Annotated in this window: 14 protein-coding genes; 12 read left to right on the forward strand and 2 right to left on the reverse strand. The window is 70.9% G+C overall.

All coding sequences use genetic code 11. The features are described 5' to 3' along the window. Positions 1-74: 74 nt before the first annotated feature. The 11 genes from ACWIBS_RS11285 to ACWIBS_RS11335 all read left to right on the forward strand — a co-directional run bounded on the left by ACWIBS_RS11285 (position 75) and on the right by ACWIBS_RS11335 (position 15,687). Positions 75-2,591, forward strand: coding sequence for a LuxR C-terminal-related transcriptional regulator (locus ACWIBS_RS11285; RefSeq protein ID WP_376129707.1), 2,517 nt, complete (start codon positions 75-77; stop codon positions 2,589-2,591). Between the two features lie 24 nt (positions 2,592-2,615). After that, positions 2,616-4,313 (forward strand): arginine--tRNA ligase, encoded by a 1,698-nt coding sequence (gene argS, locus ACWIBS_RS11290; RefSeq protein ID WP_376129709.1) that lies wholly within the window; start codon positions 2,616-2,618, stop codon positions 4,311-4,313. A gap of 4 nt (positions 4,314-4,317) precedes the next feature. Further along, positions 4,318-5,094, forward strand: a complete 777-nt coding sequence (locus ACWIBS_RS11295; RefSeq protein WP_376129712.1) for an LmeA family phospholipid-binding protein — start codon at positions 4,318-4,320, stop codon at positions 5,092-5,094. A gap of 123 nt (positions 5,095-5,217) precedes the next feature. Next, positions 5,218-6,648 carry a diaminopimelate decarboxylase gene (gene lysA / locus ACWIBS_RS11300; RefSeq protein WP_454137022.1) on the forward strand — a complete coding sequence of 477 codons (1,431 nt, stop codon included), beginning with the start codon at positions 5,218-5,220 and terminating at the stop codon, positions 6,646-6,648. Then, a complete protein-coding gene (locus tag ACWIBS_RS11305; protein ID WP_376129715.1) occupies positions 6,645-7,988 on the forward strand; it encodes a homoserine dehydrogenase in 1,344 nt (447 codons plus the stop codon). The genes lysA and ACWIBS_RS11305 overlap by 4 nt, the downstream gene beginning before the upstream one ends. Position 7,989: 1 nt before the next feature. Continuing rightward, positions 7,990-9,078, forward strand: a complete 1,089-nt coding sequence (gene thrC / locus ACWIBS_RS11310; protein WP_376129718.1) for a threonine synthase — start codon at positions 7,990-7,992, stop codon at positions 9,076-9,078. Beyond that, on the forward strand, positions 9,075-10,013 hold the full coding sequence (gene thrB / locus ACWIBS_RS11315) for a homoserine kinase (protein WP_376129721.1): 939 nt from the start codon (positions 9,075-9,077) through the stop codon (positions 10,011-10,013). Before thrC ends, thrB begins: the two co-directional genes overlap by 4 nt. Before the next feature lie 183 nt (positions 10,014-10,196). Continuing rightward, positions 10,197-12,452 (forward strand): transcription termination factor Rho, encoded by a 2,256-nt coding sequence (rho, locus tag ACWIBS_RS11320; RefSeq protein ID WP_376129724.1) that lies wholly within the window; start codon positions 10,197-10,199, stop codon positions 12,450-12,452. A gap of 180 nt (positions 12,453-12,632) precedes the next feature. Beyond that, positions 12,633-13,709 (forward strand): peptide chain release factor 1, encoded by a 1,077-nt coding sequence (gene prfA / locus ACWIBS_RS11325; RefSeq protein WP_376129776.1) that lies wholly within the window; start codon positions 12,633-12,635, stop codon positions 13,707-13,709. A gap of 439 nt (positions 13,710-14,148) precedes the next feature. After that, on the forward strand, positions 14,149-15,120 hold the full coding sequence (locus ACWIBS_RS11330) for a hypothetical protein (RefSeq protein ID WP_376129727.1): 972 nt from the start codon (positions 14,149-14,151) through the stop codon (positions 15,118-15,120). Positions 15,121-15,282: 162 nt separating this feature from the next. Next, entirely contained in the window at positions 15,283-15,687 is a 405-nt protein-coding gene (locus ACWIBS_RS11335; protein ID WP_376129779.1) for a hypothetical protein, read from the forward strand. A 466-nt stretch (positions 15,688-16,153) separates the two neighbouring features. Here ACWIBS_RS11335 and epsC read toward each other — a convergent pair whose 3' ends face one another. Together epsC and cysK are read right to left on the reverse strand one after the other, a co-directional pair. Continuing rightward, on the reverse strand, positions 16,154-16,714 hold the full coding sequence (gene epsC, locus ACWIBS_RS11340) for a serine O-acetyltransferase EpsC (protein WP_376129730.1): 561 nt from the start codon (positions 16,712-16,714) through the stop codon (positions 16,154-16,156). Between the two features lie 10 nt (positions 16,715-16,724). Then, entirely contained in the window at positions 16,725-17,663 is a 939-nt protein-coding gene (gene cysK, locus ACWIBS_RS11345) for a cysteine synthase A (protein WP_376129781.1), read from the reverse strand. Between the two features lie 101 nt (positions 17,664-17,764). Here cysK and prmC point away from each other — a divergent pair, with 101 nt between their 5' ends. After that, positions 17,765-18,634 carry a peptide chain release factor N(5)-glutamine methyltransferase gene (gene prmC, locus ACWIBS_RS11350; RefSeq protein WP_376129733.1) on the forward strand — a complete coding sequence of 290 codons (870 nt, stop codon included), beginning with the start codon at positions 17,765-17,767 and terminating at the stop codon, positions 18,632-18,634. Positions 18,635-18,673: the final 39 nt, after the last annotated feature.

Consider the following 18,673-nt stretch of genomic DNA (forward strand, 5'->3'; position numbering starts at 1 on the left):
AGGTGTACCGTCCGTGTCTACGGCGCGATGGCGCGTCGAGAACACCGAGCGGTAGCGCGTGGAGGTGCGCGTCGATGAACACTCGGAACGAACTCTTCCTGGCCGCCGTCGACGTGCTGCACAGCGGCCGAAGCCTCGATGTCGAGGGCGAGCATGGCTGCGGCCGCACCCATTTCCTGAACCGGATCAGGGATTACTTCACGGCCCTCGGCTGGCGGGTCATCCAGGTCGACGGTCAGAACGCGTTCGCCAAGACACCGCTGGTCGCCCTCGCGATCGCGGGGGTCGCGGCGAGTCCGGATGCCAGGGGCACGAGCATCGCGGCGGCGGTGACGGCGCTCGCCGACGCCGTCGTTCCCGGGCGCACCCTCATCGTCGTCGATGACGGCGACGTGCTCGACGAGGCTTCGGGCGGCGTCATCCGGGCCGTGCAGACCCGCGCCCGCGTGCCGGTGCTGTCGTCCCGCCTGATCCACAGGTCGCGGCACGCGCTCGTCAAGCCGGTCGGAGCCTTCACGACGACCTACGCGATGCGGCTTCCGGGCATGGCCTACGGCGAACTCGAGACCGCCCTCGAAGCCCACCTCGGGTTCCGGATCGAGCCGGGTTCGCTCAGCCGCGTCTTCGCCAAGTCCGGCGGCAACATCGGCCTGGCGGCCGCCGTCGTCGACGCGGCGCGCAGAGACGGGCGGTTCACGGTCGAAGACGGGATCGGGCGGGCGACGGGGTCGCTGTGGAGCCCGTCGCTGCGGCTCATGGCCGATGTCATCCTGCACCCGCTCGAGCAGGACGCCGTCGAGGCGCTCGAGATCCTCGCGGTGCTCGGCCCGGCGACGATCTCGACCGCCGCGACCGCCGTCGGGCTCGACCGGATCAGCGAGCTGGAAGAACGCTCGTTCCTCGCGGTCGTCGACGTCGGCGGCAGCAAGGTGGTCTCCGTGCGCCCGCCGATCCTCGTCGAGCACTTCCGGCACGACGCCCTCGCGGGCCGCCGATCGGAGCTGCTGGCGCGACTGGACGATCTGCTCTCGGCCGGACCCGCGTTCGATCCGGACCAGCCCGACATGCCGGGCGATTCGGCGGTCTTCGTGCGTCTCGTGCACGAGAAGACGAGGCGGCGCACGCTGCAGGCACGCGAAGCGTGGCACACCGATCCGAGTCTGTCGACCGCGACGGCGCTGCTGACGGCGCTCGAAGTCGACGGCGCCCACGATGTCGACGAACTCGACGCCCTCATCGGGGCGGTGCACGGCATGGACGGCTCCGAGCGCGTGCTCGCCGAATGGGAGGTCGCACGGTGCGCGGTGAACCGTGACGCCGCCGTCGCCGTGCACGAGCTGCGGGCTCGCGCCGCGCAGCTCCCGAGAGAGGGCGGGCTGCTGCTCGGCCGGGCGGCCGAGCTGGAGAGCTCGTTCCTCACGGTGCCGACCGAGGACCCGCTCGCCGGCGTCGATCTGCAGCCGATGTCCCCGTCGGCCCGCGCCGCCGTGATGCGGGCCCGCGCGTTCTGGCTGCTCGCCCGCGGCCGCAGCGACGACGCCGACGTGGCCCTGGCGCAGATGGCGGCGTTCGACCCGACCCCCGATCCGCTCGCCGACGCCCTCACCGTCATCGCGCACCTCGTCGCCGACCGGATCGCCGTCGCGGATCGCATCGCCGCGCACGGCCTCGCCGCCGCCCGGCGCGACTTCGACGCGCCCCGCATCCGGATCCATGCCTTCCTCGCCACCCTCACGGCGCTGCTCGATCGCCGCCTCGACGATGCCGAGCACCTCCTCGCCGAATCGTCGTTCCTGGGGCTTCCCACGCTGTATCCGCCGCTGTCGTTCATCGGGCTCAAGACCATGGCCGCCGAGATGGCGGCCAGACGCGGACAGCGCGCGCTCATGGAGCAGTCGCTCGCCGACGTGGATGCCGCGGGTCTGTGCGACGGTCCGCTCATCGGCCAGTGCTCGGGACTGGCCCATGCACGCCTCGCCGCCGTCGACGAGGGAGCGTCCGCCGCAGCGCGGGCCTGCTTCGATGCCGGCGACGCGATGTGGCAGCGCGGCGCGGTGCTCTCGGCGGCCCGCGCCTACCTCGAAGGGCTGCAGTACGCGCCGACGAAACGGAACTGGCAGCGCGTCGGCGCTCGTGCGCGCTCGGTGACGGCACCCGTGCTCGTGCGCCAGGCGGACTTCGCGAAGGCGCTCGTCGACCGCGACGTCGACGAGGTCGTCCGGCTCGTCGAGCAGCTCGACCACGCCGGTCGCACTCGCGAGGCCGTGTTCTGCGTCGACCTCGCGGCGGGGGTCTTCGGGCAGACGCCCGAAGCGGCCGGTCTCGCGGCGCCGATCGAAGGGCTGCGTGAACGGATGCACGCGGGAGAGGGTCGTCCGAGCGTCGCGATGTCGCCCGAAGACCTCACCCCGCGCGAACTCGAGATCGCCGAGCTCATCGCGTCGGGCCTGACGAACCCCGTCATCGCCGAGGCGCTCGTCGTCTCGGTGCGCACCGTCGAGTCGCACGTCTCGCGACTGCTGCGCAAGACCGGGCTCAAGCGTCGCCAGGACATCAAGCCCTTCCTGCTCGGCCAGGAGGTCAGTGCCTGAGCGCGCCCGTAGAATGAGCGGGCTATGGATCCCGAAGCCCTCTCCGCCGCACTGCTCGCCGTCGTCGCCCCGCTCGCCGAGTCGCGGCGCCCCGGTTCCTCCGAGGGGCTGACGCCCGTGGATCTTCCGCTCGACCGGCCCAAGAACCGTGATCACGGCGACTGGGCCTCCAACGCCGCGCTCAAGCTCGCCAAGGCCGTCGGGGCGAACCCCCGCGAGTTCGCCGCCGAGATCGCCGCCGGTCTCGAACGGGTCGACGGCATCGCGAGCGTTGAGGTGGCCGGTCCCGGGTTCATCAACATCCGACTGGACGCCGCCGCCGCCGGCGCACTCGCGCGGACGATCGTCGAGGCGGGCGCGGCGTTCGGCTCGAACGAGTCCCAGCGCGGCAACACGATCAATCTCGAGTTCGTCAGCGCCAACCCGACGGGCCCCCTGCATATCGGTCACACGCGCTGGGCCGCGCTCGGCGACGCGATCGGCAGGCTGCTCGCCGTGAGCGGGGCGACGGTGGCCCGGGAGTTCTACATCAACGACGCCGGCGCCCAGATGGAGCGATTCGGTCGCTCCGTGCTCGCCGCGATGCACGGCGAACCGACCCCCGACGACGGCTACGCCGGTTCGTACATCCAGGTGCTGGCCGATCACGTCACCGCGACACCCGCCGAGGAGGCGGGTGTCGCGGGTGCGTCGGGCTCCGTCATGTCGCTGCCGCGCGAGCAGCAGCTCGCCGTCGCGACCGAGATCGCGTACCGCCGGCAGCTGGCGGACATCCAGATGTCGCTCGAGCAGTTCAACGTGCATTTCGACGTGTGGTTCTCGGAGCGCACCCTGCACGCGAAGGACGGCGACGGTGCACCGAGCCTCGTCGATGCCGCGGTGGACCGTCTGCGCACGCAGGGCCACGTCTTCGACGAGGGGGGCGCCGTCTGGGTGCGCACAACCGAGTTCGGGGACGACAAGGACCGCGTCATCCGCCGCTCGACGGGGGAGTACACCTATTTCGCCGCCGATGCCGCCTACTACCTGAACAAGGGCGACCGCGGCTTCGCGCACAAGATCTACCTGCTCGGCGCCGATCACCACGGATATGTGCACCGTCTCAAGGCACTCGCCGGTGCCGCCGGCGACGATCCGGACACCGCCATCGAGGTGCTCATCGGCCAGCTCGTGTCCATCAACGGCGCGCGCCTGTCCAAGCGCGCCGGCAACATCATCGAGCTCGACGACCTGCGCGAATGGATCGGAACGGATGCCCTGCGCTATTCGCTCGCGCGCTACCCCGCCGACTCTCCGCTCACGCTCGATCCCGAGATCCTGCGCAAGCGCACGAACGACAACCCGGTCTTCTACGTGCAGTACGCCCACGCCCGCACGTTCAACGTCGCGCGCAACGCCGCGGCATCCGGCGTCGACCGTTCGGAATTCGCGCCCGAGCTGCTCGATCACGAGACCGAGTCGGCGCTGCTGGGCGCGCTGCAGGAGTTCCCCCGCATCGTCGCCTACGCCGCCGACGTGCGCGAGCCGCACCGCGTGGCCCGCTACCTCGAGGAGCTCGCGGGCCTCTACCACCGCTGGTACGACAACTGCCGCGTCATCCCGCTCGGCGACGAGCCGGTCGAGACCGTGCACCGCACGCGCCTGTGGCTCAACGACGCGACGGGACAGGTGCTGCGCAACGGCCTGACCCTGCTCGGCGTCTCGGCGCCCGAGCGGATGTAGCGACGTGGCATCCGCCCCGACACCCGCCGCGCGTCCGGCCCGCCGCGGTCGCGGCTGGGTCGTCGTGATCGCGATCGTCGCGCTGCTGGCCGTCGGGGCATGGTTCGCCGGTGAGGCCATCGCCCGTACCGTCGTCGAGCGCACGATCCGCACGCAGGTGATCTCGAATCTCGCCCTGCCGTCCGACCAGGTGATCGATGTCGACCTGCCGGGGCCCGTCCTGCCGCAGCTCATCGGCGGACGACTCGGCGAGATCGGCGTCCGCTCCGACGACGTCGAACTGGGCGCCTTCCGCGGCGACGTCGAGGTCGCCGCCTTCGACGTGCCGATCCGCGGCGGCGACGTGCGCAACGCGACAGCGCTCGTGCGCGTCGACGACGAAGACCTGCGCCACCTCATGTCGAGCGTCGAGGAGTTCCCCGTCGAGGCCCTCGGCATCGCCGCTCCCGATGTGACCGCGACGGTCGAGCTCTCGCTCTTCGGCGCGGCCGTGCCGATCGGAGTGTCCCTCACCCCGAGCGCCGACGACGGTGCGCTCGTGCTGACGCCGGCGTCGATCCAGGTCGCGGGTGCCGATGTCACCGCCGACGAACTGCGGCGGCAGTTCGGCATCCTCTCCAACGCCGTACTGCGGGACTGGCCGGTCTGCATCGCCCAGTACCTTCCCGCCGGGATGACGCTCACCGATGTCGCCGTCGACGACGACGAGCTCGTCGCGCGCTTCGCGATCGCGGATGCGATCCTGCGCGATCGCGCGCTGCTCGAGAAGGGCACGTGCTGACGATCCGGGCGGGAACCGGCGTGCTCTAGACTTGCTACCACTGCCCGGCGTGTGCGTCGACCGCTCGCGGCAGCCGCCGATTCCGGGCGATCCCCGGTGGCGCCGCGCCGAAGCTTCCACCCGATTGGTTCCCCCGTGTCCATCGCCTCGCCCTCCCGTACGCCGGCTTCCGACTGGCTCTCCGTGCCCCACGACGTCAACGCGCTCGCCGCCGGAGTGTGGCCCGCGAACGCGGCGCGCGACGCCGACGGCATCGTCCACATCGCCGGGATGCCGGTGACCGAGCTCGCGGCACGCTTCGGCACGCCCCTGTACGTGTTCGACGAAGAAGAAGTGCGCACACGCGCGCGGCGCACGCTCGCCGCGTTCGGCGATGCCGCGGCGGCCCATGGCGCCGCGGCGCGCGTCTATTACGCCGGCAAGGCGTTCCTCTCGACCGAGGTCGTGCGGTGGGTGCTCGATGAGGGACTCTCGGTCGACGTCTGCACGGGCGGCGAACTGGCCGTCGCGCTCGCGGCGGGCGCCGACCCGAAGCGGCTCGCCTTCCACGGCAACAACAAGTCGCGCGCCGAGCTCGACCGCGCCGTCGAGGTGGGCGTCGGCTCGATCGTGCTCGACAGTCTCGACGAGGTCGACCGCCTTGCGGAGATCGTCGCGCGGCGCGGGGCGACCCAGCCCGTGTTCATCCGGGTCAACAGCGGCGTGCACGCCGAGACGCACGACTTCCTCGCGACGGCTCACGAAGACCAGAAGTTCGGGTTCACGCTGGAAAGCGCGCCCGCCGTGGCCGCTCGCGTCCGTGAGACGCCGGGGCTCGAGCTCGTCGGACTGCACGGCCACATCGGCTCGCAGATCTTCGGCACCGCCGGGTTCCGCGAATCGGCCGCGCGCCTGGTCGGTCTGCACGCACGGCTGCGCAAAGACGCCGACCTTCCCGTGCTCAATCTCGGGGGCGGCTTCGGGATCGCCTACACCTCGGCCGATGATCCGACGCCCATCGCCGCGCTCGCGGCCGGGATCGTCGAGGCCGTCGCGAACGAGTGCGAGGCCCGTGGCATCCCGATGCCGGATCTCGCGTTCGAACCGGGCCGCGCGATCGTGGGGCCCGCGGGCGTGACGCTGTACGAGGTCGGCACGACCAAGCCCGTCGCGCTCGACGGCGGCGCGACGCGCCTGTATGTGAGCGTCGACGGCGGCATGAGCGACAACGCGCGACCCGCGCTCTACGGCGCGCAGTACTCCGCGCGCATCGCCTCACGGTGCAGCGACGCGGCACCGGTGCTCGCGCGCGTCGTGGGTAAGCACTGCGAATCGGGCGACATCGTCGTCGACCGCGAATACCTGCCCGCCGACGTGACCCGCGGCGACCTGCTCGCCGTGCCGGCGACGGGGGCGTACTGCTTCTCGCTCGCCAGCAACTACAACTACGTGCCGCGCCCGCCCGTCGTGGCGGTGCGCGGGGGAGAAGCCCGCGTCATCGTGCGCGGCGAGTCGATCGACGATCTGCTCGCCCGCGATGCGGGGCTCGCCACCTCGATGGAAAGGAACGTATGACCGACTACCGCCGCCTTCGGGTCGCCCTGCTGGGTGCGGGAGCCGTGGGCTCCCAGGTCGCCGCGCTGTTGCTGCGGCATGGTGACGAGCTCGCCGACCGCTCCGGTGCGACGCTCGAGCTCGCCGGGATCGCCGTGCGCGATCTCGATGCCCCGCGCGAGACCGACCTGCCCCGCGACCTGTTCACGACCGACGCCGAGACCCTCATCATGGGCGCCGACATCGTGATCGAGCTCATGGGCGGCATCGAACCGGCGCGTACGTACATCCTGCAGGCGATCAACTCCGGTGCGGACGTCGTGACGGCCAACAAGGCGCTCCTCGCGACGCACGGCCCCGAGATCTTCGACGCCGCCGACCAGGTGGGCGCATCCGTCTACTACGAGGCCGCAGCAGCCGGCGCCATCCCCATCATCCGGCCGCTGCGCGACTCGCTCGCCGGCGACCGCGTGCAGCGCATCATGGGCATCGTCAACGGCACGACGAACTACATCCTCGACCGCATGGACACCGAGGGCGCCGAGTTCGCCGACGTGCTGGCCGACGCCCAGGCGCTCGGCTACGCCGAAGCGGACCCGACCGCCGACGTCGAGGGCTTCGACGCGGCGCAGAAGGCCGCGATCCTCGCCTCCCTCGCCTTCCACACGACCGTTCCGCTGGAAACGGTGCACCGCGAGGGCATCACGACGGTCGACAAGGCGATGATGGATGCCGCGCGCAACGCCGGCTACGTCATCAAGCTGCTCGCCGTGTGCGAACGCCTCGACGCCTCCGCATCCGGGGTGCCGCAGAGCGATGTCGCGCCGCGCGACGCCATCTCGGTGCGGGTCTATCCCGCGCTGGTCGACCGCGCCCACCCGCTCGCGAGCGTGCACGGCGCGAACAACGCCGTCTTCGTGCAGGCCGAAGCGGCCGGCAACCTGATGTTCTACGGCGCGGGCGCCGGTGGCGTGCAGACCGCCTCGGCCGTGCTCGGCGATGTCGTCTCGGCGGCGCGCCGCCACATCGCGGGCGGCGTCGGAGTCGGCGAGTCGACGCGCGCGAACCTGCCGATCGTGCCGATCGGCCGCGTCACGACGCGCTACCAGATCACGCTCGAGGTCGACGACCGGCCCGGCGTGCTCGCAACCGTCGCGGGCGTGCTGAGCGAGGGGCGTGTGTCGATCGCGACCGTCGAGCAGACGGTCCTGCGCGAGCCCAACGGCGGCCCCGGTGTCGCCCGCCTCGTCATCGGCACTCACAAGGCACTGGAGCAGGACCTCAGCGAGACGGTCGGCCGCCTCGCCGAGAGCGGCGTCGTAGAGCGCGTCGTCTCGGTCCTGCGCGTGGAAGGAGACTGACATGGCACATCTGTGGCGCGGAGTCCTGCGCGAATACGCCGACCGTCTGGGCGTGACCGACGCCTCGACCGTCGTCACCCTCGGCGAGGGCGGCACGCCGCTCATCCCGGCCCCGTCGCTGTCGCGCCGCACGGGCGCCGACGTGTGGGTCAAATTCGAGGGCATGAACCCGACCGGGTCGTTCAAGGACCGCGGCATGACGGTCGCGCTCTCGCGCGCCGTCGAGCACGGTGCGAAGGCCGTCATCTGCGCGTCGACGGGCAACACGTCCGCCTCTGCCGCCGCATACGCCGCGCACGCCGGCATCACCGCCGCCGTGCTCGTGCCCGAGGGCAAGATCGCGATGGGCAAGCTCAGCCAGGCGGTCGTGCACGGCGGGCAGCTCATCCAGGTCCGCGGCAACTTCGACGACTGCCTCGAGATCGCGCGCGAGCTCGCCGACGACTACCCCGTGCACCTGGTCAACTCGGTCAACCCCGACCGGATCGAGGGGCAGAAGACGGCGGCTTACGAGATCGTCGAGCAGCTCGGCGACGCCCCCGACTTCCACTTCATCCCCGTCGGCAACGCCGGCAACTACACGGCGTACTCCCGCGGCTATCGCGAAGAGGCGGCGCGCGGTGTCTCGACCCGGGTGCCGCGGATGTTCGGCTTCCAGGCCGAAGGATCGGCCCCGCTCGTGCGCGGCGAGGTCGTGAAGAACCCCGAGACGGTCGCCAGCGCGATCCGCATCGGCAATCCCGCCTCGTGGGAGTTCGCCCTCGAGGCGCGCGACGCCACGAACGGCTGGTTCGGCGCGATCGACGACGACCGCATCCTCGCGGCGCAGAAGCTCCTGGCCGGTGAGGTCGGCGTGTTCGTCGAGCCCGCCTCGGCGATCAGCGTCGCGGGTCTGCTGGACCGTGCCGAGGCCGGCGCGGTGCCGGAGGGCGCGCGTGTCGTGCTGACGGTCACGGGCCACGGCCTGAAGGACCCGCAGTGGGCGCTGCGCAATGCCGACGGCTCGACCGTCGAGCCGACCGTCGTCGATGCGGCGACGTCGGAGGTGGCATCGGTCCTGGGGCTGTCGCGCACCGAGGCGACCGCGTGACACAGCCGGAGGGGCCGCTGCTCGTCCGCGTCCCCGCCACGAGCGCGAACCTGGGTCCGGGCTTCGACACGCTCGGCCTCGCGCTGAGCGTGTACGACGAACTCATCGTGACGGCGCTTGACGAAGGCCGGCTCGAGATCGACGTGCACGGCGCGGGTGCCGACGACGTGCCCCGCGACGCGTCGAACCTCGTCGTCTCCACGATCGCGTACGCCTTCGACGCCGTCGGGCAGCGGATGCCGGGGCTCCGCCTCGAATCGCACAACGTCATCCCGCACGGGCGCGGTCTCGGCTCGTCCGGCGCCGCCGTCGTGTCGGGGCTGCTCGCGGCGAAGGGCCTGCTCGCCGGCATCGTCGACCTCGACGACGACACGCTGCTGCGGCTCGCGACCGAGCTCGAAGGCCACCCCGACAACGTCGCACCGGCCCTGTTCGGCGGACTCACGATCGCGTGGGTCGACGAGGGCGGCCCGCAGCACAAGAAACTGCTCGTCAACCGCGGTGTCGCCCCGCTCGTGCTCGTGCCCGATTTCACGATGTCGACGAAGGTCGCCCGCAGCCTGCAGCCGCTGCAGGTGCCCCGCGAAGACGCCGTCTTCAATGTCTCGCGCTCGGCGCTGCTTATCGCCGCGCTCACGCAGAGCCCCGAGCTGCTCTTCGCGGCGACCGCCGATCGGCTGCACCAGAACTACCGCGCCCAGGCCATGCCCGAGACGGACCGGCTCGTGCGGCGACTGCGCGACGCAGGGTACGCCGCCGTCGTCTCGGGAGCCGGCCCTAGCGTGCTCGTGCTCGCCGACGGCCCCGGTGCGCGCCTGGACGCGGCCGCCCTCGCGGCGCAGTCGAGCGACACTCCCTGGGAGGCCCTCATGCTCGCCGTCGACGTCAAGGGTGGTACAGTGAGGGAGCACGCGGAGGACTCCACGCAAACGTGAATCTGGCCTCCGTCGCATTCTGCGAAACCACCGCACGCCTTCCGTGATCGGTCTCTGAGTTCGTCTCGAGCGGTTCCGTCAGGAACCGCACATGAGTCCGCTGAGGACGACACGGAACGGCAACTTGCCGTATGTGTCGGCGCGCGATCGTGCACATCCATTCGTATTCACAAGGGAGAACTCGTGGAGTCCATCTCCGAGATCCACACCGACGCCCAGGCCGACGAGCGCACGGATGCGCCCGAGCAGACGCCGGACGTCACGGCGGCCCAGTCCGCCGCAGAGCCCGCCGCCACGACCGAAGAGGTCGTCGCGGCTGAAGCCCAGCGCGCCCCCGTCGTCGACGCGGCGCCGCCCGCCGCCGCGAGCGACGTCTCCGCCCCGGTCGAGGCGATCGCCGAGGCGGGAGAGGATTCACCCGCGGCCGACACCGCGCCGGTGACCAAGCCCGTCCGCAAGCGCGCCCCGCGCCGCGCCAAGAGCAGCGACGTGCCGCCCGTCGCCGAGGCCCTCGCGGCCGACGCTGCGCCCGCGACCGACGATGCCGCGGCGCCCGCCGCCGAGGCTCCGGCAGCGACGGAGGCTGCGCAAGCCCCCGCCGCGGAAGAAGCGCCCGCAGCGAAGACGCCCGCCAAACGCGCCCCGCGCCGATCGCGCGCGACGAAGGCCGACGCCGAGAAGGCCGCGGCGGAGAAGGCCGCGGCCGACCAGGCCGACGCCGACTCGGTCAAGGACGACGTCGCACCTGCCGCAGACGCGCCGACGTCCGGCAAGGCCGATGTCGACGGCGAGGCAACGGCGACCGAAGCGACCGCCGCCGACCATGACGCCTCCGCAGAGAAGGACACCGCCTCGGCTGCGAAGGACGCCTCCGCGGGGAGGGGCGCTTCCGCGAGGAAGGACGCGTCCGCCGGGAAGAATGCTTCCGCGGGGAAGGACGCTTCTGCAGGGAAGGATGCTTCCGCGGGGGAGAAGGCCGACGCCGACGCCGACAAGAGCGACGACGGCGACCAGCAGAACGAGGGCACGGGGCGCGGTCGCAGCCGCAGCCGCAGCCGCAGTCGCAACCGCAACGGCAGTGGCAACGGTCAAGGCGGCGGCAAGGACCAGCAGGCCCAGAACGCGCCGCAGCCTCAGGCCGAGGCATCCGATTCCGATGACGACGGCGACAAGGGCGGCGGACGCAACCGTCAGCGCAACAAGCGCCGCGGGCAGACCAGCGGTCAGGGCGACGAGTTCGAGACCGAGATCGGCGAGGACGACGTCCTGATCCCGATCGCCGGTGTCCTCGACGTGCTCGACAACTACGCCTTCGTGCGCACCTCGGGCTACCTGCCCGGCCCGAGCGACGTCTACGTGTCGCTGGGGCAGGTCAAGAAGTACAACATGCGTAAGGGCGACGCCGTCGTCGGCTCGATCAAGCAGCCGCGCGAGGGCGAGCAGTCCAGCCGCCAGAAGTACAACGCGCTCGTCAAGGTCGACTCGATCAACGGCCTCTCGGTCGACGACGCCGCGACGCGCGTCGAGTTCGGCAAGCTCACCCCGCTCTACCCGCAGGAGCGCCTGCGCCTCGAGACGGCGCCCGAGAAGCTCACGCAGCGCATCATCGACCTCGTCGCACCCGTCGGCAAGGGACAGCGCGGCCTGATCGTCGCGCCGCCCAAGGCCGGCAAGACGATCGTGCTGCAGCAGATCGCCAACGCCATCGCGACGAACAACCCCGAGGTCCACCTCATGGTCGTGCTCGTCGACGAGCGCCCCGAAGAGGTCACCGACATGCAGCGCACGGTGAAGGGCGAGGTCATCGCCTCGACCTTCGATCGTCCCGCCGAGGACCACACGACGGTCGCCGAGCTCGCCATCGAGCGGGCGAAGCGCCTCGTCGAACTCGGTCGCGACGTGGTCGTGCTGCTCGACTCGATCACGCGCCTCGGCCGTGCCTACAACATCTCGGCGCCGACCTCGGGCCGCGTGCTGTCCGGTGGCGTCGACGCGTCGGCGCTCTACCCGCCCAAGCGCTTCTTCGGAGCCGCTCGGAACATCGAGAACGGCGGATCGCTCACGATCCTCGCGACGGCGCTCGTCGAGACCGGGTCCAAGATGGACGAGGTCATCTTCGAGGAGTTCAAGGGCACCGGCAACAGCGAGCTGCGACTGTCGCGTCACCTGGCCGACAAGCGGATCTTCCCGGCCGTCGACGTCAATGCATCGTCCACGCGCCGCGAAGAGATGCTGCTCTCGCCCGATGAGGTCAAGATCACGTGGAAGCTGCGTCGCGCCCTCGCGGGCCTGGACACGCAGCAGGCCCTCGAGGTCGTGCTGGGCAAGCTCAAGGAGACGCAGTCCAACGTCGAGTTCCTCGTGCAGATGCAGAAGTCGATCCCGGCTCCCGCGCGCGATGCACACGGCAGCGGCGCGCACGACAACAGCATCCGCTGAGCCGATCCTGTTCTCTGAGGCTGTCGTGTTCCCTGAGCGTGGCGTGTTTCGAGAGCGTGTCGTGTTCTCTGAGCTAGTCGTGTTTCCAGAGCGTGGCGTGTTCCTTGAGCCTGTCGTGTTCCCTGAGCTTGTCGTGTTCCCTGAGCTTGTCGTGTTCCCTGAGCCTGTCGAAGGGTGGAGATGTTCGAGTCGGTCAAGGGCCTGATCGAAGAGCACCGTGCCGTCCAGGAGGAGCTCTCCGACCCGGCCGTGCACGCCGACCCCGCCCGGGCGAAGCGGGTCAACCGGCGCTACGCCGAGTTGTCGCGCATCGTGAAGGCGTACGAGGACTGGGTCGCGGCATCCGATGATCTGGATGCCGCGCGCGAACTCGCGAAGGAAGACGACGCGTTCGCCGAAGAGGTGCCCGCGCTCGAGGAGCATCTCGCCCAGGCGCAGGAGCGCCTGCGGCGGCTGCTAATCCCGCGCGATCCCGACGATGCGCGGGACGTCATCATGGAGATCAAGCAGGGCGAGGGCGGTGCCGAGTCGGCGCTGTTCGCGGCCGATCTGCTGCGCATGTACGTGCAGTACGCCGCCTCGATGGGTTGGAAGACCGAGCTTCTCGAGCGCAACGAGTCCGACCTGGGCGGCTACAAGGACGTGCAGGTCGCCATCAAGGGCTCGTCTTCGGATCCGTCGCAGGGTGTGTGGGCGCACCTGAAGTACGAGGGCGGTGTGCACCGCGTGCAGCGGGTGCCCGCGACGGAGTCGCAGGGGCGCATCCACACCTCGACGACGGGCGTGCTCGTCTTTCCCGAGGTCGACGAGCCCGAAGAGATCCACATCGACCCCAACGACCTGAAGATCGACGTGTACCGCTCATCGGGTCCGGGCGGGCAGTCGGTCAACACGACCGACTCCGCCGTGCGCATCACGCACGTGCCCACCGGCATCGTCGTGTCGATGCAGAATGAGAAGTCGCAGCTGCAGAACCGCGAAGCGGGGATGCGGGTGCTTCGGGCCCGGCTGCTGGCCAGGCAGCAGGAAGAGCTCGATGCCGCGGCATCCGATGCCCGTCGATCGCAGATCCGCGGCATGGATCGGTCGGAGCGCATCCGCACGTACAACTTCCCCGAGAACCGCATCGCGGATCACCGCACGGGGTACAAGGCCTACAACCTCGACCAGGTCATGGACGGCGCCCTCGGCCCGATCGTGGAGTCGGCCGTCCAGGCCGACGAAGAGGCGCGCCTCGCGGCCCTCGCCGCCGACTGATCGCGTTCGCCGCCGCCGCCGCCGCCGCTCCCGCGCCGCTCCCGCGCCGCTCGGCGTCGCCGATTGGTGCCACCCCGTTGTCGACTTGCGCCCTGTGCGCGCGACACGCCCGCGTGTTGCTGCATAGGGCGCAAGTGGACGGGTTGGGTGGGGGCGGGTACGGGGCGCGGGTCCCGGGGCGCCGGACCCGCGCCCCGTTGTTAACTTGCGCCTTTTGCCGATGACACGCCCGGCGCGTTGCTGCATGCCCGCGACGCTTCTGTCGCGGCAGCATCCGCGCCGTTCGCCGTCACGAGCTCCGCCGCGCCCCGTTGTTGACTTGCGTCCTATGTGCACGACACGCCGGCGCGTCGCCCACATAAGGCGCAAGTGGACGGGTGGGGCGGCGGGGTGTGGAGAACGTCGCGGGGCATGACGGCGAATGTGACATCTTCGGCGGGTGGAACTGCACGGCGACCCCTCTGAAGCATTCGACCCCCTCGAGCCGTTCCGCGTCGGCGATGCCCTTCGCAACGGCTTCACGCGAACCGACGTCGACGACCCCTTTTTCGACCGCCCGTTCCGCGGGGTGCGCGCCCTCAAGGACGTGACGACGGATGACGCGCACCCGGCGGCGGCGAGGCGCCAGCAGATCACGCGGGCGGCGCAGCGGTTCGTGCCGCTCATGTCGACGCATGACTTCTTCTCGCACACGACAGCGGCCGTGCTGTGGGGCATCCCGCTCCCGCAGCTGCCCGATGCCGACATCGACGTCTCCGTGCTCGCCCCGCGGCGAGCTCACTGCGCGAACGGTGTGCGCGGTCATCAGCTCCATCCGCGCGGAGTCGTGCGACGCACACATCCCGATCACGGTCTCGCGCTTACTGCGCCGGCGACGACGTGGGCTCTGCTCGGCGCCGTGCTGCGGCATCCGTATGATCTGGTCGCCGCTGCGGACGCGATCGTACGCATCGATCGGTTGCCGGGCCCGACATCGCGGGTCCTCGCTCCGGCCCTCGCCTCACGCGCCATGCTCGCGGCATCGATCCCGTCGCGACGGAGGGGAGTGGTCGCGCTGAGAGCCGCGCTCGATCGGGTGCGCGAAGGCGCATCATCGCGCATGGAGACGTGGATGCGGCTGACGATCGTCGACGGCGGTCTGCCCGAGCCCGTTCTGGACCATGACGTGTACGACGACCACCGACGCTTCCTCGGTTGTGTGGATGCCGCGTACCCGGCGGCGAAGATCGCGATCGAGTACGAGGGCGACCATCACCGGACCGACGCCGCGCAGTGGCAGCGCGACATCGAGAAGCACGACGATGTCGTCCGCGCTGGGTGGCGCGTCATCCGGGTCACTCGAGCGCAGCTGTTCGCCGACCCGGCGGGCTTCGTCGCGCGCGTGCGCGCCGCTCTCCGTGCCGCTCGCTGACCACCGCGTCCCCCCCGTTCGTTCTCGCCCCGGGTGCTGACTTGCGCCCTGTGCGCGAGGCGCGCCGGTGTGTCGCCGCACAGGGCGCAAGTCGGTGAGTGGGGCGGGGCATCATCGGCACCACGCACGGACGGCAGTGGCGCTAGGTTCGGGGGCGTGATCATGTTTCTCATCCGCGCGGGTATCTTCCTGGCATCCGCTGCTGTCGGCCTCATCGCGGCCAGCCTCATCCTCCCGGGCTTCCATATCGAGTGGCGCAGCTGGTGGGGCTTCCTCCTCGCGATCGTCATCTTCGCGGTGTTGCAGAGCGTGCTCGCGCCGTGGCTCGCGCGCGTCGCGCAGCGCAACGCGCCGGCCCTGCTCGGCGGCATCGGCATCGTCTCGACGTTCGTCGCGCTGCTCGTCGTCGTGCTCATCCCGGGCGCGGGATTGACGATCGGCGCGCCGTGGTGGACCTGGCTTCTCGCGCCCGTCATCGTGTGGCTGTTCACTGCACTCGCGACGTGGCTCCTGCCCGCGATCTTCATCAAGAGGAAGCTCGACGCCAGGCGCGGAAAGGGCGAGTAGGCCGTCACCACCGCTCGAGGTCGCAGCGCGCTGCCCGCTTCGGTCACGGCGCGCAGCGAGGTGGATGCCGCGCCCCGCGCTCGCGGCCGGCGAAGGCCTGCCCCGTGATCCGCGCACACGCCCGCTCCCGATCGTCGACTTGCGCCTCGTGCGTGCGACACGCCGTCGTGTCGCCGCAGAGGACGCAAGTCAACGATGGAGGCGCCGCAGTGGGCGCACGTCCAACCGAGGACGGCGCCGCAAAGCGCGCAAGTGAACCGATGGGGGCGCCGCAGCGCGCGCACATCGAGGGGCGAAGCAGCGTCTTCGACTTGCGCCTCGTGCGTGCGACACGCCGTCGTGTCGCCGCAGAGGACGCAAGTCAACCGATGGAGGCGCCGCAGAGCGCGCAAGTCAACGATGGAGGCGCCGCAGCGCGCGCACGTCGACGGGCGAAGCGGCGCACGTGCGCCGAGGTCAGCGCAGGTCAGATCGAGTACTCGGGCGCCATCAGGATCGAGCGGGTCTCCTCGCCGGCGCGGCGGGTACGCGGCTTGGCCGGCACACCGACCAGAACGCTGTCGGGCGGCGCGTCCTTCGTGACGACGGCGTTGGCGCCCACGACGGAGTGCGCGCCGATCGTGATGGGGCCGAGGATCTTCGCCCCCGCGCCGACAGCGACGCCGTCTTCGAGCGTGGGGTGGCGCTTGCCGCCTTCGCGCTGACGGCCGCCGAGCGTCACGCTGTGGTACAGCATGACGTCGTCGCCCACCTCGGCGGTCTCGCCGATCACGACGCCCATGCCGTGGTCGATGAAGAACCGGCGTCCGATGACCGCGCCGGGGTGGATCTCGATGCCGGTGAGCCAGCGGGTCAGCTGCGAGCCGGCGCGCGGGAGGAAACGCAGACCGCGCCGCCAGAGCGCGTGCCACACCCGGTAGGCCCAGACGGCGTGCAGGCCCGAGTACAGCACCGCGATCTCGAGGCCGCCCCGCGCCGCGGGATCACGCAGCCGTGCCGCGGCGATGTCCTCGCGGATGCGAGCCACAGGCCCCACGTCAGTCCTCGCGCAGGTCTTCGAACAGCGCCGTCGTGAGGTAGCGCTCGCCCGTGTCGGGCAGGACGACGACGATCTTCTTGCCGGCGTTCTCGGGACGCTTGGCCACCTCGAGTGCGGCCCAGACGGCGGCACCCGAGGACATGCCCACGAGCAGTCCTTCCTTCGCCGCGAGGTCGCGCGCGAGCGCGAGCGACGGCTCGAACTCGACGGCGATGACCTCGTCGAGGACGTCGCGGTCGAGGATGGCCGGGACGAAGTTCGGACCAATGCCCTGGATCTTGTGGGGGCCGGGGTGACCCTCGGTGAGGATGGGGGAGTCCTTCGGCTCGACGGCCACGATCTGCACGCCGGGCTTGCGCTCCTTGAGCACCTGACCGACGCCGGTGACCGTGCCGCCCGTGCCGATGCCGGCGACGAACACGTCGACCTCGCCGTCGGTGTCGCGCCAGATCTCCTCGGCGGTCGTCGCGCGGTGGATCGCGGGGTTCGCCTCGTTCTCGAACTGGCGCACCCACACGGCACCGGGCGTCTCTTCGACGATGCGCTTGGCCTCGTCGACCGCGAGAGCCATGCCCTTGGTCGGGTCGGTCAGCACGAGCTCCGCACCGAAGGCCTTCAGCAGCACGCGGCGCTCCTTCGACATCGACGCCGGCATCGTGAGGATGACGCGGTAGCCGCGCGCCGCGCCGACCATCGCGAGCGCGATACCGGTGTTGCCGCTCGTGGACTCGACGATCGTGCCGCCGGGCGTCAGCTCGCCCGAAGCCTCAGCGGCGTCGATGAGCGCGATGCCGAGGCGGTCTTTGACGCTCGATGCGGGGTTGAAGAACTCGAGCTTGGCGTACACCTCGGCCACAGCGCCGTCGGTGACCCGATTGAGGCGAACCAGCGGGGTGTTGCCGAACGCAGTCGTGATGTCGGAATGAATACCGGGCATGTCGGGCCTTTCGGGGAGGATCGTGACCGTCATCCAGCCTAGAGGAGCGCGGGGCACCCGGGCCGAGTATGACGCCACGCCGCGGATAGGCTGGTCAGCTCATGGACACACCTTCCGCGCTCTCCGCCGTCGTCCGTCGCGGTGTCGAGTCCCTCGCGCAGGCCGGCGTCGCCGAGCCCGTCGTCGACGCCGAACTGCTCGCGGCGCACGTGCTGGGCACGAACCGCGGAAGCGTGCAGGCCGCGCTCGTGCGCGGCGACGAGATCTCACCGACGGATGCTGCGCGCTACGACGCGCTCATCGCTCGACGCGCGACGAGGGAGCCGCTCCAGCACCTGACCGGCACGGCGCCCTTCCGCCACCTCGAGCTGAAGGTGGGCCCGGGTGTTTTCGTGCCGCGCCCCGAGACCGAGATCGTCGCGCAGCTCGCGATCGACGCGCTGCGCGCCGCGGCATCCCCCGCTCCGATCGCGGTCGATCTCGGAACGGGCAGCGGAGCCATCGCCCTCGCGATGGCGACCGAAGTGCCGCACGCCCTGGTGCACGCGGCCGAGAACTCCGCCGACGCGTTCGGCTGGACGACACGGAACTTCGAGGATGTCGGCGCCGACAACGCGCGCCTGACCTTCGTCGACCTCGCCGAGGCGTTCCCCGAGCTCGACGGGTCCGTCTCGGTCGTGGCATCCAATCCTCCCTACGTGCCGGATGCCGCGATCCCACGGGATCCCGAAGTGCGGATGTACGACCCACCGGCCGCGCTCTACGGGGGTGCGGACGGCCTCGACGTCGTGCGGGTGCTCAGTCGTGTGGGCCTGCGCCTCGCGCACCCGGGCGGCATGATCGTCATCGAGCACGGGGAATGGCAGGGCGCGCCGATCCGGCAGCTGCTCGCCGCCGACGGATGGCGCTCCACGGCGACCCACCCCGATCTGACGATGCGCGATCGCGCGACGACGGCCGTGCGGCCCTGAGCCACAGGGGAACACCGGCCCGCGCTGATTAGACTGTCC

Source organism: Microbacterium sp. NPDC055442, assembly GCF_053644215.1.